Source organism: Caulobacter sp. GW822-FHT07D08, assembly GCF_058798735.1.
The window spans coordinates 233,286-258,212 of the sequence record NZ_JBXAKU010000008.1 but is presented as its reverse complement, the minus strand read 5'-3'; the positions used below and the strand labels follow the sequence as shown (position 1 = coordinate 258,212).

The following is a 24,927-nucleotide window of genomic DNA, read 5'->3' as shown; positions in this document are numbered from 1 at the left end:
GCCATGGACCGCCGCCAGTTCCTGGCCGTCGCGGGCGCCGGCGCGAGCCTGACCGCCGGCGCGGCCAAAGCCGCCGCTCGGGGGACGGCCCGGATCGCCGCGCCGCGCGTCGACCAGATCGAAAGCCCGCTGGGGCTGGACAACGGGGCGCCGCGCTTCTCCTGGACGATCGAGGCCGCCGGCGCGCGAGATGTGAAGCAGAGCGCCCACCGGATCCGCGTCGCCGCCAGCCGGGCGGCGCTGACCGGCGGTCCGTTCCTGTGGGACAACGGCAAGGTCGCGTCCGACGCCACCTTCGACATCGCCTATGCCGGCCCGGCCCTGGCCTCGCGCCAGCGCTGCTGGTGGCGCGTCGAGGCGTGGGACGGCGCGGGCAAGCCGATCCGCGGCTCCGCGCCCGCCTGGTTCGAGATGGGCCAGCTGGAGCCCTGGTCCGCCGGCTGGCTGGAGGCCGAGACCCCGGCCATGCGCGAACAGCGTCTGGAGGGCATGCGCTGGGTCTGGGGCGACACCGATGACGCGAAACCTCGCCGATTCCGCTGGCGCTTCGACATGCCGGCGGACGTGGTCTCGGCCGTCGTCAGCGTCTGCGCCAAGGACGGCTTGAACGGCCTGTGGGTCGACGGCGCGAGCCTGATCAAACCCGGCGACCGCACCGCCTGGGGCCAGGGCCCGAGCTTCGCCCTGCCCCGTCTGGCGCCTGGTCCGCATGTGCTGGCGGTCGAGGTCGGCCTGCGGCTGGACGAGCCGCGCCCCGTGCTGGGCGGCGCCCTGGCCGCGCGGTTGACCCTCACCAAGGCCGACGGTTCGGTGACGCGGATCCACGCCAAAGACGGCTGGCGCACGACGCTCAACGCGCCCGATGGTTGGCGCGAGACGAGCTTCGATGACACGGCCTGGCCGGCGACTATTCCAGCGCGAACGATCCCGCCCTGCCATCCCTGGGTCACCGGCCCAGTCGTGCGCCTGCGCAGGGCCTTCCGGCTAGAGAAGCCCGTCGCCAGCGCTCGCCTCTACGCCACCGCCCTGGGCGGCTACGAGGCTCGGCTGAACGGTAAGAAGGTCGGCGACCGCCTGCTGACGCCGGAGTCGACCGACTTCCGCGGCCGCGCCCTCAGCCAGGCCTATGACGTCACCGACCTCGTGAAGGCCGGCGACAACGTGCTGGGCGCCCTGGTCGCCGACGGCTGGTTCGGCAGCCCGTTCGGGTTCCTGGACCTGCGCTACGCCTTCGGACCACCGCCGCGTCGGTTCTCGGGCCTGCTGGAGGTCACTCACCCCGACGGCTCGACGACTCGCATCGCCACCGAAGGCGACGGCTGGAAGCTGGCCCCCTCGGCCGTGCTGAAGGCCGAGATCTATGACGGCGAGACCCACGATGCGCGCCTGGACGAGACAGGCTGGGACGCACCGGGCTTTGACGATCGTGCTTGGGCCTGGGCGCGCAAGGGTGAGGCGCCGCCGGTTCATGTCGCCGCCCAGCCTGGTCCCGGCATCCGCGCGATCCAGGTCCTGAAGCCGACCCAGATCACCACGCCCAAGCCCGGCGTCCGCATCGTCGACTTCGGCCAGAACTTTTCCGGCTGGTGCCGCATCCGCGCGAAAGGCGCGGCCGGCGACACGGTCATCCTACGCCACGCCGAAGCGCTGACGCCGGACGGGACGCTGAACACCACGTCCAACCGTCGGGCGCTGCAGACCGACACCTACGTTCTTAAGGGCGACCCGACCGGCGAGTCGTGGGAACCACGCTTCACCTTCCATGGCTTCCGCCATGTCGAGGTCACGGGCCCGCTGACCGAGATCGAGGGTGTCGTCCTGCACAGCGACGCGGCCCTGACCGGCGCGGCGCGCATCGACCATCCGCTGGTGCAGTCGATCGTCAACAACACCCTGTGGAGCCAGCGCGGCAACTTCCTCGGCATCCCCACCGACTGCCCGCAGCGGGACGAGCGCATGGGCTGGACCGGCGACGCCCAGATCTTCTGGGATGCGGCGGCCTTCAACATGGACCTCGACGCCTTCACCCGCCGGTTCATGGGCGACGTACGGGCCGGCCAGGCGCCGACCGGCGAGATGCCCGACACCGCGCCCTTCTGGGCCCTGGGCCAGAACACCCCCGGCTGGGCCGACGCGGCGGTGATCCTGCCCTGGACGGTCTGGCGACGGTACGGCGACACCAGCATCATCGGCGAAAACTGGGATGCCATGGACCGCTGGAGCCGGCGGCTGCTGGCCCTCAATCCCGACCACGTCTGGCGCAACGCGCGGGGCATGGACTACGGCGACTGGCTGTCGGTCGACGCCACGAGCCGCTCGGACATCACCACGCCCAAGGAACTGGTCTCGACCGCCTATTGGGCCTACTCGACGGACTTGCTGGCCCAGATGGCCAAGGCCGCGGGCCGCGACGGTGACGCCCTTCGTCTGGCCACCCTGCACGCCAAGATCGCCGAAGCCTTCGCCCGCGAATTCGTTCGCCCCGATGGCGGGATCGGCAACGACAGCCAGACCAGCCACATCCTGGCCCTGCGCTTTGGCCTTGTCCCGCCAGCCCTACGCCAGGCCTCGGCCGACCGCCTGGCCGCCGACGTCCGCCGACGCGGAACCAAGCTCTCGACCGGCTTCATCGGCACGCCCTACATCCTCGACGCCCTGGCCGACCACGGCCACGCCGACCTCGCCCATGGCCTGCTGCTGCAGACCGATCTGCCCTCGTGGGGTTACCAGGTCGGCCAGGGGGCGACGACGGTGTTCGAGCGCTGGGACGGACTGAAGGACGGCGTCGTCACCGGCTCGCTGAACCACTACGCGTTCGGGGCCGTCTGCGGCTTCATCTGGCGACGGATCATCGGCATCGACGCGCTGGAGCCCGGCTTCCGCAAGATCGCCATCCGCCCTCTGTTCGACCCGCGCCTGCCCGGCGCTCGCGGCGACTACGAGTCCGTGGTCGGCCGCATCTCCATCGCCTGGAAACGCACGGCCGAGGGCGTCCGACTGGACGTCGCCATCCCGCCCAACACCACCGCTCGCGTCGAGCTGCCCGCTCGCGTCGTCGAGATCGGTTCGGGCGCGCACACCTTCACCTTCAGCGCCTGAGGCCTTCCATGCAGAGACGCGCCCTCCTCCAGCTCGGCCTCGTCGCCGCCTCCGCGCCCACCCTGGCGCTGGCCGCCGGCAAGGCGATCCTGGCCAACGCGCACGGCGCGGTCGGCGACGGAACGACGCTGAACACCAAGGCCATCCAGGCCGCCATCGACGAGGCCGCCAAGACCGGCGCGACGGTCGCGCTGAAACCCGGCGTCTACCGCACGGGCTCCATCTTCCTAAAGTCCGGCGTCACCCTGCGGCTAGACAAGGGCGTCACGCTGCTAGGCTCGACGAACCTGGCTGACTATCCGGAAATCCCCACCCGTGTGGCGGGCGTCGAGCTGACCTGGCCGGCGGCGCTGATCAATGTCTACAAGCAGAAGAACGTCCGCATCGTCGGCGACGGGACGGTCGACGGCGACGGCAAGGTGTTCTGGGACAGCTACTGGGCCCTGCGCCGCAAGTACGACCCCAAGGGCCTGCGCTGGGCCGCCGACTACGACTGCAAGCGCCCGCGCCTGATCCAGATCTTCGACAGCCAAGAGATCGAGCTGGCCGGGCCGCGCCTGCGCCGCGCCGGCTTCTGGACGGTGCACGTCTGCTATTCGCACGACATCCACATCGCCGACCTGGAGATCCGCAACAACGAAGGCGGGCGCGGTCCGTCGACCGACGGCGTCGACATCGACTCCTCGCATGACGTGCTGGTCGAACGGGTCGACGTGGCCTGCAACGACGACGCCCTGTGCATCAAGGCCGGCCGCGACGCCGACGGGCTGCGGGTGGCGCGGCCGACCCGCGACATCGTCATCCGCGACTGCGTGATCCGTGACGCCTCGGCCGGCATCACCTTCGGCAGCGAGACCTCGGGCGGCTTCCACGACATCAAGGTCTCGGGCCTGAAGGTGCATCATCCCACGCCCGTCGGCATCCTGTTCAAGTCGGCCCACACGCGCGGTGGGACGATTTCGAACATCGACATCAGCGACATGCATCTGCAGGACGTGCCGACCGTCTTCCGCGTGAACCTGAACTGGAACCCGTCCTACAGCTACGCCGAGATCCCGGCGGGCATGACCGACGTGCCGCCCTATTGGAGGGTCATGACTCAGCCCGTGCCGCGCGCACGGGGCTTGTGCCGCCTGAGCGATGTGCGGGTCAGCAAGATCAGGTCGGTCGGCGCCAAGACCGCCTTCGAGGTCGCCGCCTTCGCCGAAGCCCCGTTGGAGCGCTTCGCGTTCGAGGACCTCGATCTCGACGTCCAGGCCGCCGGCAGGATCGCCGACGCCAAGGACTGGCGCTTCACCCGCTGCCGGATCGACACCCTGGACGGCAAGAAGCCCGAGGTGGTGGAGTCCTCGGGCGTGGTCGGGCTGTAGCTATTCTTGTCATCCCGGGCGAAGACCCGGGACCGCTAGAGACTCAGAGCTTCAGGCGGTCCCGGCTCGGCGCGCTACGCGCTTGGCCGGGATGACAGCCTCTAATGTTTGGCCACCTCGACCGCATACACATGGTTCGCGCCATGCATGTTCGAGGTGAAGACGATCCACTTCTGGTCTGGCGTGAAGGTCAGGTTCGGCTCCAGGCGATAGTCGTGGGCCGACATGTCGACCAGGCGCTCGGAGGCCATCTTCTCCGGCGTGATCAGGTCGTCGGTGTAGTACTGAGTCGCCGCGTCGCGCGGGGTCTCGGGCTTGAAGACATAGATCCACTTCCCGTCCGGCGCGTGGGCGACCATGTCGGCGTCGCCGCCGTCGCCCGCGAACAGCGTGCCGTCGGGCGAGACGTTGTAGTGCACCGACCACTCGTTCTGCTCGACCCGACGCCACAGGCGCTTGCCGGTCGCGATCTCGTAGCCGCCGATCCAGAACACCTGGCCGCGCGGGGTCTGCAGATCGTACCAGATCCACTTGCCGTCGGCGCCGAAGAACTCGTGGCCGGCGATCTCGAAGTTCATGGTCCGGGTGTGGATCTTGGTCAGGGCCGAGCCGTCGGTGCGAATGGTCCAGATGCGGTCCACCCGGTGCCACGGCCCCTCGTGGCAGAACATCACCAGGGTGGGATCGGTCGGCGAGAACTGAGCGTGGCCCAGCCACTTGTCCGAGGCGTGGACCACCTTGCGGTCGCCGGTCCTCAGGTCGAGCGTGAAGATCTCCATCGGCGTCGGCGTCTCGAAGCGCTCGGTCATCCGCACGCCCTTGGCCTTGGCGAACGACAGCGGCTTGCCGTCCGGGCCGTTGGCCGCGTACTCGGCCTGGCCGAAACGCTTGCGGTCGTCAGCGGTGTTGGGCTGCAGCGGCTTGCCGCCGTACGTGACGACGCCCAGCAACAGCGTCTCGTCGGCGTTGATCGAGACGATCTGACCCTGGGCCAGCTTGCCCACGACCTTGGCCTTGCCGCTGTCGATATCGAGCGCATAGATCGTCTTGGCGCGGTCCACCGGCTGGCCTTCGCCCGGCGCGGTGACCGCGTAGTAGAGCCGCCGCGACGCGCGGGCGAAGAACAGCAGGTCGGCGTCCTTGCTCTTGGCCAGCGGCGTCAGCTTGAAGGTCTTGAGGTCCACCAGGGCGATGCCCGCTGGCGTGGTGATCGCCAGCTTGTCGCCCTGCGGCGTGTAGCCGTTCTGGTGGAAATAGAGGTTCTTGCTGCCCCCCTCCTCCGACAGCCGCACGATGCGGTGGCCGGTCTTGGGGTCGATCCAGTCTTTCGGAGGATTGGCTGTCGGCGCGGGCGTCGGCGCGCCGGCCGTTTGCCCGGCCAGCGCCGGCGTGGCCATGGCAGCCGCCGCCAGGCCCAGGATGCTTCTGCGATCGATCACGTCGAATGCTCCAAAAAAGATGGGCCTGGGGCGGGGAAAGGACCGCCCCAGGCCCTAGGAGGAGGCCGGGAAAGAGGAAGCGGTCAGTAGGTCCAGCGGACGCCGAGCAGGATCTCGCGGCCAGTGTGACGGTAGTCGCTGATCCGGTTGGCGGTGTCGACATAGGCGTCGGTGAACTTGTCGCCCAGGTTGATGCCTTCCAGGGTGATGACGAGGTTGTCCCGCAGCTTGTAGCTCGACGAGAAGTCGTAATACGTGCTGCCGTGGGTGCCGCCCATGTTGTTGCCGTTCGACCCGGGGAAGGCCGTCAAGAACTTCGACCGCTTCGCCAGCGAGGTGCGGGCGCTGAACTTGCCGCGCTCGAAATAGATCGTGGCGTTGGCCGTGGTCTTCGACTGCCCGGTCAGGGTGTTGTACTTCGGCGCGGCCTTGGTGCCGTAGTTCACCTCGGAGTCGACATAGGTGAAGTTGCCGATGAAGCCGAAGCCGCGCAGGTAGTCGGGCAGGAAGTTGAACGGCTGCTGGTACTGGAACTCGACGCCCTTCAGCCAGCCGCCGTCGCCGTTGTAGGGACGGGTCACGTCGAAGATGTCGGAGCCCACGGCCCCGGCGCTGGTGATGATGCTCTCCGGCAAGCCCAGCGTGTTGTAGACGGCGCGGCTGGTCTGGCTGGCGATGAAGCTGTCGATCTTTTTGTAGAAGACCGCCACCGACAGCAGCGATTCCGGCGCGAAATACCATTCGGCCGCCAGGTCGAAGTTGGTGGCGCGGAACGGCTCCAGGTCCGGGTTGCCGAAGTTCACCGTCCGCGTCGTGGCGCTGACCGAACCGCCCGGAGTCAGGCTGCCCAGGGTCGGACGGGCCATGACCTTGGCGATGCCGCCGCGCAGGACGAAGTTGTCGCGCGGCTCCAGCGTGATGTTCATCGACGGCAGAACGTCCGTGTAGTCGTTCTTCATCGTGACGTAGTTGGTGTTGGTGTTGACGAAGCCGCCGGCCGTCACCTTGGTGTGGGCCACGCGGAAGCCGAAGTCCGAGCGCAGCGCCATGCCGCCGAAGATGGTGGCGTCGACCACCGCCTGGCCGAAGCCGCTCAGGTCGTCCTCGGACACGTCACGGGTGTCGCCCGTCTGCACGATCAGCGGATAGCTGAGCAGCTTTGTGTAGGCGACGGCCTTGTCGATGTCGGCCACCACATAGCTGCGGTCGCCGCCCGGGAACGGGAAGTCGCGGCCGAACGAGACGATCTTCGAGAACGCGCCGACGCCGACGATCTGGTTGGCGCCGGTCAGGGTCTGGTTGCGGCTCGCGTCGCGATACTTGACGACGTACTGCTGGGCGTCGACGCCGCCCCGCAGCTTCAGGTGCTCATCGACGTCGAACTCCAGCGCGCCATTGACGGTGCGCACGATGTTCAGCGCCGTGCTCTCGCGCGAGCGCATCTCGGTCAGGGTGAAATTGGCCGGATTGGCGACGTCGAAGCCGTAGGTGATGATCGGCGTGCGGTCGTTGGCGCGGGCGTCGTAGACGTAGCCATTGACGTCGTTGCGATCGAGCTGGAACGAGATCTGCTCGGGCATGCGGTAGTCGGAATTGGCCACGCCGACGCGCATGTTGCCGCGCAGGCGGTCGGTGAACTCATACTTCCCGCTGAAGGTGACCTGGGTGAAGGTCGTGTGGTCGCGCTGGGCGCCATTCTCCGAACGGACATCGACCTTGTCGAAGACGCCGTAGGTGAAGGTGTTGCGATCGTTGAGCGCGTAGTCGCGGACGATGGTCGAACCGACGCCGGCGGCGTTCGAGCGACTGAACGAAATCGCCTCCAGGTTGGGGCTTTCGGTGAACTGGTTCAGGTCCGAATAGAGGACGTCCAGCGACAGCTCCGACTTCGAGTTCGGACGCCACTGGGTCGAGAAGGTGATCCCCAGGCGCTTGGAGTCGATCAGCGAGCCCGTATAGCGCGGGATGCGCGGATAGAAGGCGTTCTGCACCTTGGCCAGTTCTTCCGGCGACGCGCACTTGGAGCAACTGGCGAAGTTGTCCGTGGCGTCGGCGCCCTGCCAGCGCGTGGTGTTGAACCCCTCGGCCACCGGCTGGCGCTTCGAATAGGCCACCGAAGCCAGGACGCCGAAGGTCTGGTCGGGGTTGGACCAGCTCAGCAGACCCGCGACGCGCGGCAGGATGCGGTCGGTGATGCTGTTCAGGCTGCCCTCGGCCGAGGCGGCGGCCTTGAAGCCCCTGTAGTCGAACGGGCGACCGCTCTGCAGGTCGACCGTGGCGCCCAGCGAGCCTTCCGAGATGTCGGCCGATTGGGTCTTGCGCACCGTGATGCTGTTGAACAGCTCCGAGGCGAAGACGTTGAAATCGAAGCCGCGGCTGCGGTTGCCGCCGCCCGTGGCGATGGCCTCGACGCCGTTGATGCGGACGCGGGTGAAGTCGGCGTTCAGGCCGCGGACGGTGATCTGGTGGCCTTCGCCCCCGACGCGGTCGATGGTCACGCCCGGCAGGCGCTGGATGGCTTCGGCCAGGTTCTGGTCCGGGAAGGCGGCGATGTCCTCGGCCAGGATCGCGTCGACGGCGCCGATGCTGGTGCGCTTCACGCCCAGGGCCTTGCTCAGGCTGGAGCGGTAGCCGGTGACGACGATTTGCTCGACCTCGGAGGCCCCTTCGGCGGCGGGGGCGCTTTGCGGCGCGGCAGCCACGGCGTCCTGAGCATGCGCGCCGGCGGCGGCGAGCAGCGAAACGGCCAAAGCGCCGCTGGCCATCAGTCGTTTGCGGAATGTGGTCGAGGTCATGTTCGCTCCCCTCAACCGGTTTGACACCGGTATCGTTTGACGCTCCACAAAATATCAAAATGTGGAACTGTTGCTCATACCTTGCAACATATCGCGAAAACCTGCAACTCTGGTATTACCAATCCGATGCGTTTCAGAGCATCCGGCTAACTAGGTGAAACGAGGAAACGACCATGAACTGGCAAAAGGTGTTTGTTTTTGCTGGCCTTCTGGCTGGAGTTACCAATTCGGCAATGGCGGCCGAAGTGGTGAGGCCGCTGGCGTTTCCCGGCGCGGAGGGCTTTGGCCGGTTCGCCGAGGGCGGCCGTGGCGGCAAGGTGATCAAGGTCACCAACCTGAATGATTCAGGCCCCGGCTCCCTGCGCGCCGCCGTCGAGGCCGACGGTCCCCGCATCGTGGTCTTCGACGTCGGCGGCGTGATCCGCCTGAAGAGCGACCTGAAGATCGCCAATGACCACATCACCATCGCCGGCCAGACGGCGCCGGGCTATGGCGTCACCCTGCGCGACGCCCAGTTCCTGATCCACGCCAACCACGTGATCGTCCGCTACCTGCACGTCCGCGTCGGCGATGTGGCCGGCAAGGAGTACGATTCGATCTCGCTGGGCGGCGGCTCTGACATCATCCTCGACCACATCTCGTCCGGTTGGTCGATCGACGAGAGCCTGTCGGTCACCCAGAAGGTCACGCCCGACGTCAAGCACCTGACCAATGTCACGATCCAATGGTCGCTGATCGCCGAAAGCCTGAACCACTCGATCCACGAGAAGGGCGAGCACGGCTATGGCAGCCTGATCCAGGGCTCGTTCGGGGCCAAGTACAGCTTCCACCACAATCTGTGGGCCCACCACGAGGCGCGGATGCCCCGCATCGGCAACTATGCCGGCGCAAAGGACGACGCCGAGGGCATCACCTTGGATTTCCGCAACAACGTCTTCTATAACTGGGGCCAGGGCGCCACGACGGACTTCTACAACTGGGAGCCGGGCGTCAGCCGCGGCTATTCGATGGACCCGTTCTACGGCCGTCCCGACAACGCCTCGAAGTTCGCCGCGGGCGAGGACCTCAACACCAACTCGACCACCCACTCCAACTTCGTGGGCAACTACTACATCCAGGGAGCCAACACCGGCGGTCCGCTGGCCCTCTATATCCGCAACAAGAGCGGCCTGACCCACTTCGCCGGCAACTACATGGACGACAAGCTGGTCGCCGATCAGAAGACCTTGGTCCTGGCCTCGTCCAACGCTCCCGGCGAGCACGTGGTCGACACGCCCTTCCCGTTCGGCGCCGTCGTCACCCAGAGCGCGCCCGACGCCTACAAGGCCGTGCTGGCCAAGGCCGGCGCCTCGCGCAAGCGCGACCCGATCGACGCCCGCGTGATCAAGAGCGTGGTCGACCGCACCGGCAAGATCATCAACAGCCAGAAGGAGGTCGGCGGCTGGTTCGAAGCCTCCTCGACCGCCTCACCGAAGGACACCGACGGCGACGGCATGCCCGACGCCTGGGAGACGGCCCACAAGCTGAACCCGAAGGACGCCTCTGATGCGGCCAAGGATCGTGACGGCGACGGCTACACGAACATCGAGGAATATGTGAACGGGCTGGTGAAGTAGTAGCCGACCTATTTTCAAACCCGATCTTCCCGGCGAAAGCCGGGACCCAGATGCAAGAGCGCCCGCACCCTGGAAGGGGTCGCGGGCGTTTTGCATGCGCCTCATAGCCATACGATCTGGGCCCCGGCTTTCGCCGGGAGATCGGTGAGCTTTTCTACGGCAACGGCTTGAAGCCCTCGGCCTTCACCGTCCATTGGCCGTCCTTCGGGAAGCCCGGCGTCGGTCCCTTCGAGCCGTCCCAGCCGCCCGCCATCATCGCCACGGCCGCCAGCAGCGAGCCGTTCGACGGGAAGTAGGTCTCGGCCGCGCGGCGATAGCCCGGTCCGTCGGGGCCGACCGCCTCGCCCGCCGGCACGATCTGGCCGCCCGACACCACGGTCGTGGGCACGAAGGCCTGGGCGTGTTCGTCCTGGTGCACGCGCGGCGTCATGCCCGAGACGCCGAACTTGTTGTTCTTGGCGTCGTAAAACAGCCAGTCGACGGCCTTGTCCGGTTCGCCCAGACGGGCGGCGGTCATCGCGACCATCGGATAGTCCCAGCCCCAGGTCTGGCGCAGGTCCCAGTCGGTCTCCACGGCGCGCAGCGTGCGCCGCATGGTCTCCGGATCAGCCTTCCCCGGGATCAGGCCGTAGGCCATCAGCAACGAGGGGTGGTCGCGGTTCATGCACTTGGGATCGACGGCATGCCTGGAGCACGCGGCGCTTTTGGCCAGGTCCCAGAAGTCCGGCACGGACTCGGCGGGCAGGTAGAGACCGTCCTTGGTCGCCAGCGGAGCCAGGCCTTTGATCACCGCGGCCCACTCGGGCTTGCGCTTCAGGCCGGCGCGGGTGCGCCATTGCTGCGCCGTCTCCAGGCCCCAGCGGTAGTATTCCAGCTCGAACGCCGGGTTGAAGGTAGTCAGCGGGTCGTAGTTCTCCTGCACCGGGATGATCGGCGGCCCCAGGATGAAGCGGCCCTTATCGTCCTTGTGCGGGAAGCTGGCCAGCAGGTCGGCGGTCTCGGAGACCAGTTGGCCGTACTTGGCCAGGGTCGCCTTGGTCGGCTTGTCGCGCCAGATCAGCTCGGACATCCAGATCGGATGCGGCTGCTGCCACATGATGAAGGGCGAGACCTTGCTGGGGCTGTCGACGCCGTCGGGGCCGACCATCTTCGGCCACCAGGCGCCCTTCAGCCCGTGGCTGGCGGCGCGGGCCTTGGCGTCCTTCAGGTGGCTCATATACCAGGGCAGGCTGCGCTCAAGGTATTCGGGCTTGTTCCAGAGCGCGAAGTGGCCCGCGTGCCAGGCGTGCATCTCGAGGTGGAACTTGCCGTTCCAGCTGTTGGAGAACAGCCCCTCCTCCTGCGGCGGGACCTCGCCCGCGGCGTTCAGGGCCATCAGGTACTGCGACAGCACCACGCGACGCTCCAGCTCGGCGGCGCGCGGGTCGGTGCTGCCCGAGAAGTCGACGGCCGCGCCTTGCGTCCAGTAGCGCTTCCAATGCGCCCGCGTGGCCTGGTCGGCGACGGTGACAGTCGGCAGCTGCTTCGGTAGGGCCGCTCGGGAGAAGGCGACCTCCAGGCCCAGGGTCCGCCCCTTGGCCTTGGGCGCGACGACGAAGGCGTGCGGGCCAGCGGCGGTGAAGTCGACCGCGCGGTCGGCCTGCAAGGCGGCGACGTAGCGGGTCTCGTCCAACTGGCGCGAGACGTCCAGGCGGGTCGCGCCCTCCCCGGTCACCTTGGTCGTGTGAAGCTCTGGATGGTCCCAATCCGACGGGTCTGGATTGAGGTTCTTGGAGACGCCGGGGAACTTCACCGACAGCTTCAGGCGGCCCTGCTCGACCAGCGTCGAGTCCACGTCGACCACGATAATGTCCAGCGTCGGATGCACGCGCGTGCGCACCGTCACGGTCTCGCCGTCATAGGTGAAGCGGCTGGTCAGGACGCCGCTCCACAGATCCAGCGTCTGCTCAGTCTGCTTCAGGTCCTCGAACTTGGCGGGCTTACCCGCCGTGTCGCGCAGGTCCAGCGCCACGCGCCCCAGCGAGAAGCGGTGCGGGTTCTCGCGCAGCCACAGCAGGGCCGGCCGCTTCTCGCCCTCGTTCCAGTCGGCCATGTAGGCGTAGGGCTGCTTCGTCCCGCGCACGTCGATCGGAACGGTCCCGTCGGCATAGGTGTAGTGGTTCGGATTGGGGAAGGCGTGCCAGGCCCACTGGGCCTCGGTCAGCAGCGGCGCGATCTTGCTGTAGGCCTCGGGGAAGGTCTGCAGGCCGGTGATGTCGGCGGTGAAGCCGATCTGGCCGTTGCCGACCATCAGCGGCGAGCTGGGATCGACGGTGGTCAGCCTGACGTCATGCCGGCTGACCAGGGCGTGGCGGTCGATCGGCTGGCCGAAGGCGGATGTGGAGAGGCACACGGCCGCGAGGCCGGCCATCAGAACGCGCTTCATCGTCTACTCCCAATCGTCTTGTTGTCGCGGGCGCTCAGGCCAGGATCGAACGGTCGATCTCGGCCACGCTGTTGACCCCGGTCAGGGCCATGGCCACGCGCATTTCCTTCTCGAAGAGGTCGAGCAGTTGGGTCACGCCAGTCTCGCCTCGAGCGGCCAGGGCGTAGACCCAGGCGCGGCCCAGCAGCACGCCATGCGCGCCCAGGGCCAGCATCCGCACGACATCGAGGCCCGAGCGCACGCCGCTGTCGGCCAGCACCGTCAGCCGGTCGCCCACCGCCTCGGCGATGGCCGGCAACGCCCGGGCCGAGGACAGCACGCCGTCCAGCTGCCGGCCGCCGTGGTTGGAGACCACGATGCCGTCCGCGCCGATATCGGCGGCGGCCTTGGCGTCCTCGGGATCCAGCACGCCCTTGATGACCAACGGGCCCTTCCAGAGCTCGCGGATCCACTCCAGGTCCTTCCACTGGATGGACGGGTCGAAGTTCGCCCCCAGCCAGCCCATGAAATCTTCCAGCCCCGAGTTCGCGCCCAACACCGGTGCGACGTTACCCAGAGTGTGGGGACGGCCCATGACACCGACGTCCCAGGCCCAGTCGGGCTTGAACACCGCCTGCATCAGCCGACGGGCGGCGGCGTTGGGGCCGCTCATGCCGGAGTGGGCGTCGCGATAGCGGGCGCCGGGCACGGGCATGTCGACGGTGAACACCAGAGTCGTCGCGCCGGCCCCGGCCGCGCGGGTCAGCAGGTCGCGCATGAAGGCCCGGTCACGCAGCACATAGAGCTGGAACCAGATCGGCGCGCTGGAGGCCCTGGCCACCTCGTCGACGTCGCAGACGCCGACGGTCGACAGGCAGAACGGCACGCCCTTCTTGGCGGCCGCGCGGGCGGCCTGGCACTCGCCGCGCCGAGCGTACATGCCCGTCAGGCCGACGGGAGCCAGGGCGATCGGCATGGCCTGCTCGACGCCGAACAGGGTGGCCTTGGTCGAGACCCGCGAGACGTCCTTCAGCACCCGCTGGCGCAGCGACAGGTCCGCGAGGTCGGCGACGTTGCGCGCCAGGGTCCGCTCGGCATAGGCGCCGCCGTCGATATAGTCGAACAGGAACCGCGGCAGGCGACGACGCGCCGCCTCCCGGAAGTCCGTGGTCGAGGAGACGATGGTCATCGCTACTGCAGGTTCACGAAGGCGCCGCCGTCGACCAGCAGGGCCGCGCCGGTGACGTACTTGGCCAGGTCCGAGGCCAGGAACACGATCGGGCCGGCCAGGTCATCGGGCTCGCCAAGACGGCCCAGCGGAATGCGGCCGGCCATGTAGTCGCGCTTCTTCTGGTCGGCGAGATCTTCCCTGTTGATCGCCGTCTCGATCGTACCCGGCAGCACCGCGTTGCAGCGGATGCCGTAGGGACCCAGCGCGATGGCGGTCGACTGCATCAGCGAGTTCACGCCGGCCTTGGTCGGGGTGTAGTGCGTCTGCATGCCCCCGCCGACCAGGGCGCTGATCGAGCTGACGGCGATGATCGCGCCGCCGTGGCCCTGCTTGACCATCTGGTTGGCCGCCGCCTGGACCATGTAATAGGCGCCGAACAGATTGACCTTCATCGTCCGCTCCATGACCTCGGCGGGCATGTCGAGGAAGGTGTGGAAGGGGCAGATGCCGGCGTTGTTGACGAAGACGTCGACCTTGCCGAACGCCTCGACCGCCGCCTGGACGAAGGCCGGAGCGGAAGCGGCCTCGGCCACGTCGCCCTTCACGGCGATCGCGCGACGGCCCAAGGCCTCGATCTCGCGCACCGCGTCCGCCGCGCCCGCCTCGTCCGAGTGGTAATTGATCGCGACGTCCGCCCCGTGCTGGGCGCAGCCGATGGCCGCGGCCTTGCCGATGCCCCCAGAGGCGCCGGTGACCAGCACGACCTTGTCCTTCAACAGCATAGGCTTCCTTCCCGGGGCTGGCCCGTTACTCGTTACTTCTTGCGCGCGGACCGCTCGCTCCAGCCCAGCTCGCGGCTGATGGCGTCGGCGGTGTTGCGGACGTCGTCCGACAGCGCCTCCATCCGGGCGTCGTCCATGTACTGGGCGGCGCTGGAGAGGCTGATGGCGCCCACCGTCTGGCCGTCGACGCCCCGGATGGGCGCGGCGACGCAGCGGATCTGGTCTTCGTTTTCCTCAAGGTCGAAGGCGCGGCCGGCGGCGGCGTAGCCGCGCATCCGCTCCAGCCAGACCGGCAGGCCGAGCGCGCGCGGACCGGTCTCGGCCGTGAACAGTTGCTTCCAGCGCTCTTCGCCCAGATCAAGGATCAGCGCCTTGCCCAGGCCCGTCGACGACAGCGGCTGGCGCTCGCCGATGCGCGAACCGATCTCGACCCGTCGGCGGCCCGGCACCTTGTCCAGATAGAGGGCCAGGTCGCCTTCCAGCACGCCCAGGTGGACGGTGTCGCTGGTGGCGTTGGACAGTTGCTCCAGGTGCGGACGGGCGACCTGCGGCAGGTGCATCTGCTCGCGAGCGGCATAGCCCAGCTCCAGCAGCTTCGGCCCCAGCGCATAGCCCTCGCGCGGACGGAAGGTCAGCATCCGCCGATCGACCAGGGCGGCCGCCAGGCGGTGGGTGGTGCTGCGGGTCAGGCCCAGCGTCTCGGCCAGTTCGGTGAGGGCGATCGGGCCGTTGGCGACAGCCTCGATCACGTCCAGGCCGCGCAGAAGGGTCTGGCTGCCCGACGGCTTTCCGTCCCCATCCGCATCGCCGCGCTTGATTGACGCCTCTTGTTCCATTCTCTAGACATACCTCTCACATTGTGAAAGTCCACTCCTTCGGACCTTCATTTTGGACGTCAGTTTGCAGATCACGGCCGTGAATAGCCAGAGCGTTCCCGAAATATGGGACTAGCGTGCATTCGGGCGAAATCAGAGCCTGCCTCGGGGAGTCGACGCCGATGAGTTTTCCGAAGATCCGCGCCGTGCGGGCCTATGTCGTTCGGGGCGGCGGGGCCGACTATCACGACCAGGGTGACGGCCACTGGATCGACGATCACATCGCCACGCCGATGTCGCGCTACCCCGAATATCGCCAGAGCCGCCAGAGTTTCGGCATCAACGTGCTGGGCACGCTGGTCGTGGAGATCGAGGCCGCCGACGGCACGATCGGCTTCGCGGTGACCACCGGCGGCGAGCCGGCGGCATACATCGTCGAGAAGCATCTGGCCCGCTTCCTGGAAGGCCGCGATCCGACCGAGGTCGAGAAGATCTGGGACCAGATGTACTTCTCCACCCAGTACTACGGCCGCAAGGGCCTGGTCGTGAACGCCCTGTCCGGCGTCGACCTGGCGCTGTGGGACCTGCTGGGCAAGCTGCGCCAGGAGCCGGTCTACGCTCTGCTGGGCGGAAAGGTCCGCGACGAGCTGACCTTCTACGCCACGGGCGCGCGCCCCGACCTGGCCAAGCAGATGGGCTTCATCGGCGGCAAGATGCCCCTGCACCACGGCCCGGCCGAGGGCGAGGAAGGGCTGCGCAAGAACCTCGAAGAGCTGGCGACGATGCGCGAGCGCTGCGGCGAGGACTTCTGGCTGATGTTCGACTGCTGGATGGCGCTGGACCTCAACTACGCCACCAAGCTGGCCCACAAGGCCCACGAATATGGCCTGAAGTGGATCGAGGAAGCCCTGAGCCCCGACGACTATTGGGGCTATCGCGACCTGAAGAAGAACGCCCCCAAGGGCATGCTGGTCACCACCGGCGAGCACGAAGCCACCCGCTGGGGCTTCCGCATGCTGCTGGAGATGGAGTGCTGCGACATCATCCAGCCCGACGTGGGCTGGTGCGGCGGCATGACCGAGATCATCAAGATCTCGAACCTGGCCGACAGCCGCGGCGTGCTCTGCATCCCGCATGGCTCCAGCGTCTACAGCTACCACTTCGTCATCACGCGCCATAACAGCCCGTTCGCCGAGTTCCTGATGATGGCCCCGAAGGCCGACGAGGTGGTCCCGATGTTCCACCCTCAACTGATCGGCGAGCCCGTGCCGGTGAACGGCAAGCTCAAGCTCTCCGACGCGCCCGGCTTCGGCGTCGAACTCAATCGCGAGGTCGGCTTGCACCGTCCTTACGCCCGCTGATCCTCTCGAAAGCGTAGACCCATGAAACTGCTTCGCTACGGCCCCAAGGGCGCCGAAAAACCTGGTCTGCTCGACGCCGAGGGCCAGATCCGCGACCTGTCGGGCCATGTCGCCGACATCACCGGCGCCCAGCTGTCGCCGGCCAGCCTGAAAGCCCTGGCCGCCATCGACCCGGCCTCGCTGCCGATCGTCGAGAGCTCGCCCCGTTACGGCGTGCCGGTCAACGGCGTCAGCAAGTTCATCGCCGTGGGCCTGAACTTCGCCGACCACGCCGCCGAGTCGAACCTGCCGATCCCGGAAGAGCCCGTGTTGTTCACCAAGGCCGTCAGTTGCCTGACCGGCCCGAACGATCCGGTGATGATCCCCAAGGGCTCGCTGAAGACCGACTGGGAAGTCGAGCTTGGCGTCGTGATCGGCACGCGCGCCCGCTATGTCTCGGAAGCCGAGGCCCTGGACTACGTGGCCGGCTACGTCCTGATCAACGACGTCTCCGAGCGCGCCTTCCAGATCGAGCGCGGCGGCACCTGGGACAAGGGCAAGGGTTGCGACACCTTCGGCCCGGTCGGCCCGTGGATGGTCACCTCGGACGAGGTCGGCGACCCGCAGGACCTCGGCATGTGGCTGGACGTGAACGGCCAGCGCAAGCAGGACGGCTCGTCCAAGACCATGATCTTCCCGATCAGCAAGCTGGTCTCGTACATCAGCGAGTTCATGACGCTGGAGCCGGGCGACCTGATCACCACCGGCACCCCGCCCGGCGTCGGCATGGGCCAGAAGCCCGAGCCTATCTACCTGAAGGCCGGCGACGTCATGCGCCTGGGCATCGAGAAGCTGGGCGAACAACAGCAAACCGTCGTGGCCTGGACCCAGGAAGGCGTCGCGTGAGCGCTCCCTACGCCAATCGTTTCGCGGGCCGCACCGCCGTCATCACCGGCGGTGCCTCGGGCCTGGGCAAGGCCGTCGCCGCCCGCATCGTCGCCGAGGGCGGCAAGGTCGCCCTTTGGGACCTGGACGCCGAAAGCCTGAAGGACGCCGCCGCCGAGGTGGGCGCCTCGCACATCGCGGCCCTGGATGTCTCCGACCAGGCCGCCGTCGCGGCCGCCGCCAAAGCCGCCGACGCGGCCCTGGGCAAGATCGACATCCTGGTCGCCTCGGCTGGGATCACCGGGGCCACGGCGCCGGTGCATGAGTACCCGCTCGACAGCTGGAAGCGGGTGATCGACATCAACCTGAACGGCCTGTTCTACTGCTGCCGCGAAGTGGTTCCGTTCATGCTGGCGGGCGGCTATGGCCGGATCGTCAATGTCGCCTCCGTGGCCGGCAAGGAAGGCAATCCCAACGCCAGCGCCTATTCGGCGTCGAAGGCCGGGGTGATCGGCCTGACCAAGTCGCTGGGCAAGGAGCTGGCCACCAAGGGCGTGCTCGCCAACGCCCTCACCCCCGCCACCTTCGAAAGCCCGATCCTGGAGCAGTTGCCCAAGAGCCAGGTCGACTACATGCGCGGCAAGATCCCGATGGGCCGGTTGGGCGAGATCCACGAGAGCGCGGCCATGGTCTGCTTCATGGCCAGCGAGGAGTGCAGCTTCACGACCGCCGCGACCTTCGACACCTCCGGCGGCCGGACCACCTTCTGATCGCCGCGCGACCCGGAACGCCGGGCGCGAGTTAGGAGAGGACACCCATGGGCGCCCTGCCCTTCGTCGATGCGCACATCCACCTGTGGGACCTGGAGCGCATCCGCTATCCCTGGCTGACGCCGCCGTTCGACGACAACGGTCCGAACGGCAGCGTCGAGGCGATCGCGCGTAACTATCTGCTCGACGACTACCTGGCCGACGCCAAGGCCTGGAACGTCGTCGGGGCGGTGCATGTGGACGCGGGCGCGGAAGGCGCCTCGGCGCTGGACGAGACCCGCTGGTTGCAGGCGCTGTCGGACGAGCGCGGCCTGCCTAGCGGCCTCGTCGCCTTCGCCGCCCTGGACGCGCCGGATGTCGAGGGGCTGCTGGAGGCTCACGCCGCCCATCGCAGCGTTCGGGGCGTCCGCCACATCGTCAACTGGCACGCCGACACCAAGCGCACCTACACAGCGCGCGACGTAACCGGCGATCCGGCCTGGCGCGCGGGCTTTGGCCTGCTTTCCAAGTACGGCCTGTCCTTCGACCTTCAGTGCTATCCCGGGCAGATGCTGGGCCTGGTCGACCTGTTCGCCGGCCATCCCGACACGCTGGTGATGATCAACCACGCCGGCATGCCCGTGGACGCCGACAAAACCGAATGGCGCGAGGGCATGAAGGCCCTGGCCGCCCTACCCCATGTCTCGACCAAGCTGTCGGGCTTCGGCTTCGTCCACCGTCAGTGGACGGAAGAGCAGATCCAGCCCCTCATTCTCGAAGCCATCGAGATCTTCGGGACCGATCGCTGCATGTTCGCCAGCGACGTACCGACCGACAAGCTGTTCGGCAGCCTGGACAGGCACCTGACCGCCTATGCCGCCATCACCGCCGGCTTCAGCGAGGACGAACGCCGCGACCTGTTCGGCCGCAACACCAACCGCCTCTACCGCCTGGGCCTGGACCTTTGATGCGCAAGATCGCCGCCCGCATGCGGCTGAAACCCGGCCGGCTGGACGAGTACCGCCGCCGGCACGACGCCCTGTGGCCGGAGCTCGAGGCGTTGCTGAAAAGCTGTGGGATCTCCGACTATTCGATCCACCACGATCCCGAGACGAACGCCCTGTTCGCCGTGATGTGGTGCGCCACGCCCGAGAGACTCGACGACCTGCCCGCCCATCCGGTGATGCGGCGCTGGTGGGAAGCCATGGCGCCGCTGATGGAAGTCAATCCGGACAAATCGCCGGTCAGCGTTCCGCTGGCCACCCTGTTCCACCTCGCCTGACCCGCCCATAACGAAGACAAGAACGGGAGAAGACCATGACGCCCAATCCGCTGCTCGGCGTGCTGTTCCACTGGCTGGGCGGCCTGGCCTCGGCCAGCTTCTACGTGCCCTATCGCGGCGTGCGCCGCTGGTCGTGGGAGATCTTCTGGCTGACCGGGGGCATCTTCTCCTGGCTGCTGGCCCCGTGGTTCTTCGCGGCGATCCAGACCCGCGACCTGATGGGCGTGATGAGCCAGGTGCCGGGCAATATCGCCGGCCTCTGCGTCCTGTTCGGCGTGCTCTGGGGCTTCGGCGGCCTGACCTACGGCCTGACGATGCGCTACCTTGGCCTGTCGCTGGGCATGGCCGTCGTCCTGGGTCTCTGCACGGTGTTCGGGACGCTGATCCCGCCGATCGTCCAGGGCGACTTCGCCGAGAAGCTGCTGAACAACGCCTCGGGCCGGATCATCCTGCTGGGCCTCGTCATCACCCTGGCCGGCATCGTCGTCGTGGCCCTGGCGGGCGCGCGCAAGGACGCCGCCCTCTCCGAGGACGCCAAGAAGGCCGTCATCGCCGAATTCGACTTCAAGAAGGGCGTCGCCGTGGCGATCTTCTCGGGGATCATGTCGGCCTGCTTCGCTTTCGGTCTGGCGGCTGGCGAGCCGATCAAGGCGCTGTCGGCCGCGGCTGGCACCGGCCCGCTGTGGACCGGCCTGCCGGTGCTGTGCCTCGTCATGTTCGGCGGCCTGCTGACCAACGGCGTCTGGTGCGGCTTCCTGATCGTCCGCAACAAGAGCGCCGGCCAGTGGTTGGGCGGCGCGGCGCCGTCCGAAGAGACCGCTTCCAAAGAGTCTGGCGAAGCCAGGCCGCCACTACTGGCCAACTACCTGCTCTGCGCTCTCGCGGGCACGGCCTGGTACTTCCAGTTCTTCTTCTACACGATGGGCGAGAGCCAGATGGGCAAGTTCGGCTTCTCAAGCTGGACCCTGCACATGGCCTCGATCATCATCTTCGGCACCGTCTGGGGCTTTGCCCTGCGCGAGTGGAAGGACGCCCGCCCGGGCGTGAAGGCCACGGTCTGGGGCGGCATCGCCCTGCTGATCCTGGCGACCATCGTCATCGGCTACGGCAACAAGATCGGGGCCGCGTAAGCCTGTCTGTCTCCCGTCATGGTCTTGCGCTAGGGTTGGCCACAAAGGGCCGTCCTAGCGCCCAGGACACAGCGAGGAGACTACCGTGAAGATCGTCACCAGCCTCAGCTTCAAGGGCGAATGCCGCCAGGCGTTCGATTTCTACGCCCAGGTCCTGGGCGGCAAGGTCACCGCCGCCTACCCGTTCGGCGACGGCCCGCCCGACATGCCGGTCGATCCTCAGTACAAGGACTGGCTGATGCACGCCTGGCTGGAGGTCGGCGACCAGGCGATCATGGGCGCGGACATGCCGCCCGAGTTCGCCCCGAACATCGACAAGCCCAAGAACGGCTTCGACGTCACCTATCATACGGACGATCCCGCCGAGGCGCGCCGCGTGTTCGACGCGCTCTCGGAAGGCGGCAAGGTCGGCATGGATTTCGCCGCGACCTTCTGGTCGCCGGGCTATGGCAGCTTCACCGACAAGTTCGGCATCCCGTGGATGATCAACACCATCCCGGCGCAACCTTGATATAGCGGCCTGATACGACGGTCGCCCGCCGCGAACCCTACTCGGCCGAGATCGAGGCGCGCAGGCGGGTGGCGACGTCGCCCAGGGTGATGGCGTTGAGCGAGTCGTTGACCTCGAGAACGCCCTGGCCGTGCTGCTGCGACAGATTGCCGGTGAAGTCGGTGATGGCCGTGATGTGCTGAGCCAGCAGGTCGACCGTGTGCAGTTCCTGCATCACCGACAAGCGATGCTCGTCCGGAACGACTTCCAGGATCTTGCCGAGGGCGACGTCCAGATGTCCGCACGCCACCGCGGCGATCGACATCTCGGTCGAGATCGCCTTCAGCACCGTTTCAACGCTCGCAGGCGCGAGTTTATCCGACATCAGTACCCCCTGATTCCCTTAAGGGGACGTGAGCACGCGCCGCCCCGTGACGGCAAGCCCTTGATTTGTGCGGCGAATTATCGCGGCAGGACAGCGACCGTCGGAAACAACGTCAGATGGTGGTCCGACGCAACAATTCGTCTCGGCGTTCGGCCATCTCGCGGCGGGTCCGCTCCAGCGCGTCGCGCTCCGCCATCGACAGGAGAGCCTCGACCGTGCGGTTCAGGTGATCGTGGATCACCCGCCGCGCTTCCTTGGGATCGCGGTCGCGCAAGGCGGCGACGATGCGGTGGTGATCCTCGGCGAAGCTTCTCGGATCAGCCAGCCGCACGCGGCGCAACTGACCGGAGCAGTCGGGAAACTGCCGGCGCAGCGTCCAGATCTCCTCGACCGCCGCGACGATGGCGGCGTTGCGGGTGGCGTGGGCCACCGCCAGGTGGAAGTCGTGCTCCAGCCGCTCGCCATCCTCCGTTGCTGCCAGGGCGTCCAGGTCGCGGGCGATCCGCTCCAGCCCAGAGATCTGCTCGTCATTGACGGCGGCGGCGGCCAGGGCGCAGGCTTCCCCCTCGAACAGTCGGCGGGCCTCGGTCAGCTCCAGAGCGCTGACCTCGGCCTCGGTGGCGTCCTCCTCGGGCTTGACCTGGGCGGTGACGTAGACGCCGGAGCCCTGCCGCGCCTCGACCAGCCCTTGGAACTCCAAGGCGATCATCGCGTCGCGGATCGTCGGCCGGCTGACGCCGAACGAGTCGGCCAGTCCCCGCTCGGATGGCAGACGGTCGCCCGGAACATAGCGTCCCTCCGCGATCGAGGCCGCGATCGAGCGGGCCACCTGCTGGTAGAGCTTCTGGGGATCCTGCGCCGCGCGCATCAAACCTCGCTTAGAATGGAGCGGGTCCATCTTAACGCGAGGTCTGACCTTTGGAAGCGGAGCCTTGCGCCAGCTTGCGAACTTCGCTGGCCGACAGCAGGAACGCGCCGACGCCGTAGAGTTGGGTGTCATCGCGGCCCACCTGGTCGGGCGCGACGCCGACGCGCTGCACCCAGCCCAGGCGGCCGTCCGGCTCGATCGCCGCGTCCAGCGCCTTCCAGCCCCTGTCGATCGCCGGGCCGTACTTGGCGCGCGGCAGAAGGCCGTGGTTCACGCCCCAGGCCAGGCCGTAGACAAAGAAGCCCGTGCCGCTGGTCTCCGGTGTCTTCTGCGGCTCCAGCAGGGAGACGGGCCAGTAGCCGTCCGCGCCCTGCAGAGTCACGATCTTGGCCGACATCTGCTTGAAGATCGCCTCGTACTTCGGGCGGCTCGGGTGGCCCGCCGGCAGGTCCTGCAGGATCCGGGCGATACCCGCATAGGCCCAGCCGTTGCCGCGCCCCCAGAAGATCTTCGCGCCCGCGTCACTGCGCCGGTTGATGAAGCGGCTGTCGCGGAAATAGAGGTGGTCGGTCTTATCGTAGAGATAGTCGGTCGTCGCCCAGAACTCGCTGTCGGCGTGCTCCAGGTAGCGCTTGTCGCCGGTGACCTTGGAGAGGCTGACCCAGGCCGGCGGAGCCATGAAGATGGCGTCGCTCCAGCACCAGCGGGCTTGGCAATAGGGGTCGCCCTTGGCCGGCTTCGGCTCGAAATCCAGCGACACGTTGGACGGGTCGGCCAGCACCGCGTCGAAGCGGGCGCGGATCGGCGTCAGCTTGCTCTGGTCCTTGGTGCGGCCAGCGGCCCAGACCCAGACCGCGCCGGTGGCGTCGGCGTCGGCGTGGCGCGGACGGTGGTCGAAGCCCCACTGCTCGGCCTCGCCGTGCTTGAGGATCGCGGTGGTCAGATACGGATCCTGGGTCGCGTCGGCGAAGGTGTAGAGGCCGATATAGAAGGCCGCCTGGATCCAGTCGCGGGGCGCCTCGGTGTCCTTTCGGAACGCCGTGACCGGCACGTAGTCGAAGTTGTCCATGTGGGCCAGTTGCCAGGCCGCCACCTTGCGGCCGGCCGCGTCGACCGACGAGGCCGGGACGCTGACGACGGCGGCCTTCCCAGCCGCTCGGGGCGCGGCAATGGTCGGCGCCGCGCCGCCGGCCAGGATCGCGGCGGCCGCGACTGCCTTCAGAAGCGTCTTGAGGGTCATGGATGCGTTTCCTCCCGTCTTGCTCTTATGCGTTTCGTCTAGGCGCTTGGTCTTAGATATTCGGGCCGAGATCCGAGACCGCCAGGACGTCCATGTCGTCGAACTCCAGGTTCTCCCCGCCCATCGACCAGACGAAGGTGTAGTTCGAGGTGCCGACCCCGCTGTGGATCGACCAGCTGGGCGAGAACACCGCCTCGCCCTCGTCCATGAACACCGCGCGCGGCTCGGACGGCTCCCCCATCAAATGCATGACCCGGCCAGGGTCGGTGTCGAAGTACATGTAGATTTCGCTGCGCCGGCGATGGGTGTGCGGCGGCATGGTGTTCCAGACATTGCCGTCGGCCAGCTCGGTGAAGCCCATCACCAGCTGGCAGGTGTCGACGATGCCGGGGCGGATCGACTGGCGGATCACCCGGCGGTTGGCGGTTGTCGCCTCCCCCGCCTGGATCGTCCTGGCTTCGTCGCGCCGCACCCGCTTGCTGGGGTAGTTGGCGTGAGCTGGATAGCTGACGAAGTAGAACTTGGCCGGATCGGCCGGATCGTCGCTCTCGAAGCTGACGACCTCGGTTCCACGGCCGATATAGAGGCTGTCGTGCCGCGCCAGGTCGAAGCGCTCGCCGTCCAGGGTCACGCTACCGGGACCGCCGATGTTGATCACGCCCACCTCGCGACGCTCGCAGAAGAACCGCGAGGCCAGCTCCTTGTGGGTCGGCAAGCTCAGGGCCGCATCGGTCGGCGTCGCCGAACCGACCACCGCCCGCTCGATCTCCAGATAGCTGAGCGACAGCTCGCCCGGCCGGAACAGCCTGTCGATCACGAAGGTGTCGCGCAGCTCGCGCACCGTCATGCGGCTCATGCCGGCGCGATCGGTGCTCTCACGATAGTCCATCTGAACGCTCATCGGCCGAACTGGCCTCCACTTCGGGAAGGTTGCTGGCCGGTCGCCGCCTTCACCGGCGGTCGCTCCAAGACGCGCATCCATCCCCCGTCTCACTGGTTGCGAAACTGACATTACCAATTTGATCGTAAAGCCGTAAAGGCTGAACGCGCCCGATTCTATGCTAACG

At 67.5% G+C, this 24,927-nt stretch carries 20 protein-coding genes; 10 read left to right on the top strand and 10 right to left on the bottom strand.

Going from position 1 to position 24,927, the window contains the following annotated elements; all coding sequences use genetic code 11:
- Positions 1–3 precede the first annotated feature (3 nt).
- The gene (locus tag AC1RJ9_RS16915) at positions 4–3,099 is read left to right on the top strand and encodes an alpha-L-rhamnosidase (RefSeq protein WP_492838059.1); all 3,096 of its coding nucleotides are present in this window, start codon (positions 4–6) and stop codon (positions 3,097–3,099) included.
- Positions 3,100–3,107: 8 nt separating this feature from the next.
- A complete protein-coding gene (locus AC1RJ9_RS16910; RefSeq protein ID WP_492838058.1) occupies positions 3,108–4,469 on the top strand; it encodes a glycoside hydrolase family 28 protein in 1,362 nt (453 codons plus the stop codon).
- Positions 4,470–4,570: 101 nt separating this feature from the next.
- Here the strand turns inward: AC1RJ9_RS16910 and AC1RJ9_RS16905 are convergent, their stop codons facing one another.
- Positions 4,571–5,908, bottom strand: coding sequence for an oligogalacturonate lyase family protein (locus tag AC1RJ9_RS16905; RefSeq protein WP_492838057.1), 1,338 nt, complete (start codon positions 5,906–5,908; stop codon positions 4,571–4,573).
- A gap of 83 nt (positions 5,909–5,991) precedes the next feature.
- Positions 5,992–8,703 carry a TonB-dependent receptor gene (locus AC1RJ9_RS16900; protein WP_492838055.1) on the bottom strand — a complete coding sequence of 904 codons (2,712 nt, stop codon included), beginning with the start codon at positions 8,701–8,703 and terminating at the stop codon, positions 5,992–5,994.
- 173 nt (positions 8,704–8,876) lie between these two features.
- On the opposite strand from AC1RJ9_RS16900, the gene AC1RJ9_RS16895 reads away from it, so the two are divergent.
- Positions 8,877–10,319 (top strand): pectate lyase, encoded by a 1,443-nt coding sequence (locus AC1RJ9_RS16895; protein ID WP_492881655.1) that lies wholly within the window; start codon positions 8,877–8,879, stop codon positions 10,317–10,319.
- A 154-nt stretch (positions 10,320–10,473) separates the two neighbouring features.
- Here AC1RJ9_RS16895 and AC1RJ9_RS16890 read toward each other — a convergent pair whose 3' ends face one another.
- From AC1RJ9_RS16890 to AC1RJ9_RS16875, 4 genes are read right to left on the bottom strand one after another with little or no spacing between them, the layout of a single operon-like run.
- A complete protein-coding gene (locus AC1RJ9_RS16890; protein ID WP_492838053.1) occupies positions 10,474–12,744 on the bottom strand; it encodes a hypothetical protein in 2,271 nt (756 codons plus the stop codon).
- 34 nt (positions 12,745–12,778) lie between these two features.
- Positions 12,779–13,912 (bottom strand): FMN-dependent L-lactate dehydrogenase LldD, encoded by a 1,134-nt coding sequence (lldD, locus tag AC1RJ9_RS16885; RefSeq protein WP_492838052.1) that lies wholly within the window; start codon positions 13,910–13,912, stop codon positions 12,779–12,781.
- Between the two features lie 2 nt (positions 13,913–13,914).
- Entirely contained in the window at positions 13,915–14,676 is a 762-nt protein-coding gene (lra1, locus tag AC1RJ9_RS16880) for an L-rhamnose 1-dehydrogenase Lra1 (protein ID WP_492838051.1), read from the bottom strand.
- A 32-nt stretch (positions 14,677–14,708) separates the two neighbouring features.
- Complete coding sequence (locus AC1RJ9_RS16875; RefSeq protein ID WP_492838050.1) at positions 14,709–15,512, bottom strand: IclR family transcriptional regulator; 804 nt, start codon at positions 15,510–15,512, stop codon at positions 14,709–14,711.
- Positions 15,513–15,673: 161 nt separating this feature from the next.
- Here AC1RJ9_RS16875 and rhmD point away from each other — a divergent pair, with 161 nt between their 5' ends.
- The 7 genes from rhmD to AC1RJ9_RS16840 all read left to right on the top strand — a co-directional run bounded on the left by rhmD (position 15,674) and on the right by AC1RJ9_RS16840 (position 21,388).
- Complete coding sequence (gene rhmD / locus AC1RJ9_RS16870; protein ID WP_492838048.1) at positions 15,674–16,852, top strand: L-rhamnonate dehydratase; 1,179 nt, start codon at positions 15,674–15,676, stop codon at positions 16,850–16,852.
- Between the two features lie 21 nt (positions 16,853–16,873).
- On the top strand, positions 16,874–17,737 hold the full coding sequence (locus tag AC1RJ9_RS16865) for a 2,4-didehydro-3-deoxy-L-rhamnonate hydrolase (RefSeq protein ID WP_492838047.1): 864 nt from the start codon (positions 16,874–16,876) through the stop codon (positions 17,735–17,737).
- Positions 17,734–18,486: an SDR family NAD(P)-dependent oxidoreductase gene (locus AC1RJ9_RS16860; protein WP_492838046.1), complete on the top strand. Its 753-nt coding sequence runs from the start codon at positions 17,734–17,736 to the stop codon at positions 18,484–18,486. The genes AC1RJ9_RS16865 and AC1RJ9_RS16860 overlap by 4 nt, the downstream gene beginning before the upstream one ends.
- Positions 18,487–18,533: 47 nt before the next feature.
- Complete coding sequence (locus tag AC1RJ9_RS16855; protein WP_492838045.1) at positions 18,534–19,433, top strand: amidohydrolase family protein; 900 nt, start codon at positions 18,534–18,536, stop codon at positions 19,431–19,433.
- Complete coding sequence (locus AC1RJ9_RS16850) at positions 19,433–19,747, top strand: L-rhamnose mutarotase (protein WP_492838044.1); 315 nt, start codon at positions 19,433–19,435, stop codon at positions 19,745–19,747. The genes AC1RJ9_RS16855 and AC1RJ9_RS16850 overlap by 1 nt, the downstream gene beginning before the upstream one ends.
- Positions 19,748–19,782: 35 nt before the next feature.
- On the top strand, positions 19,783–20,877 hold the full coding sequence (gene rhaT / locus AC1RJ9_RS16845; RefSeq protein ID WP_492838042.1) for an L-rhamnose/proton symporter RhaT: 1,095 nt from the start codon (positions 19,783–19,785) through the stop codon (positions 20,875–20,877).
- Between the two features lie 85 nt (positions 20,878–20,962).
- On the top strand, positions 20,963–21,388 hold the full coding sequence (locus AC1RJ9_RS16840) for a VOC family protein (RefSeq protein WP_492838040.1): 426 nt from the start codon (positions 20,963–20,965) through the stop codon (positions 21,386–21,388).
- A 37-nt stretch (positions 21,389–21,425) separates the two neighbouring features.
- On the opposite strand, the gene AC1RJ9_RS16835 is transcribed toward AC1RJ9_RS16840, so the two are convergent.
- The 4 genes from AC1RJ9_RS16835 to kduI all read right to left on the bottom strand — a co-directional run bounded on the left by AC1RJ9_RS16835 (position 21,426) and on the right by kduI (position 24,761).
- Positions 21,426–21,752: a DUF8776 family protein gene (locus AC1RJ9_RS16835; protein ID WP_492838039.1), complete on the bottom strand. Its 327-nt coding sequence runs from the start codon at positions 21,750–21,752 to the stop codon at positions 21,426–21,428.
- Positions 21,753–21,864: 112 nt separating this feature from the next.
- Positions 21,865–22,620 carry a FadR/GntR family transcriptional regulator gene (locus AC1RJ9_RS16830; protein ID WP_492838038.1) on the bottom strand — a complete coding sequence of 252 codons (756 nt, stop codon included), beginning with the start codon at positions 22,618–22,620 and terminating at the stop codon, positions 21,865–21,867.
- 31 nt (positions 22,621–22,651) lie between these two features.
- Positions 22,652–23,860 carry a glycoside hydrolase family 88/105 protein gene (locus AC1RJ9_RS16825; protein ID WP_492838037.1) on the bottom strand — a complete coding sequence of 403 codons (1,209 nt, stop codon included), beginning with the start codon at positions 23,858–23,860 and terminating at the stop codon, positions 22,652–22,654.
- 52 nt (positions 23,861–23,912) lie between these two features.
- Positions 23,913–24,761, bottom strand: coding sequence for a 5-dehydro-4-deoxy-D-glucuronate isomerase (gene kduI / locus AC1RJ9_RS16820; protein ID WP_492838036.1), 849 nt, complete (start codon positions 24,759–24,761; stop codon positions 23,913–23,915).
- Positions 24,762–24,927: the final 166 nt, after the last annotated feature.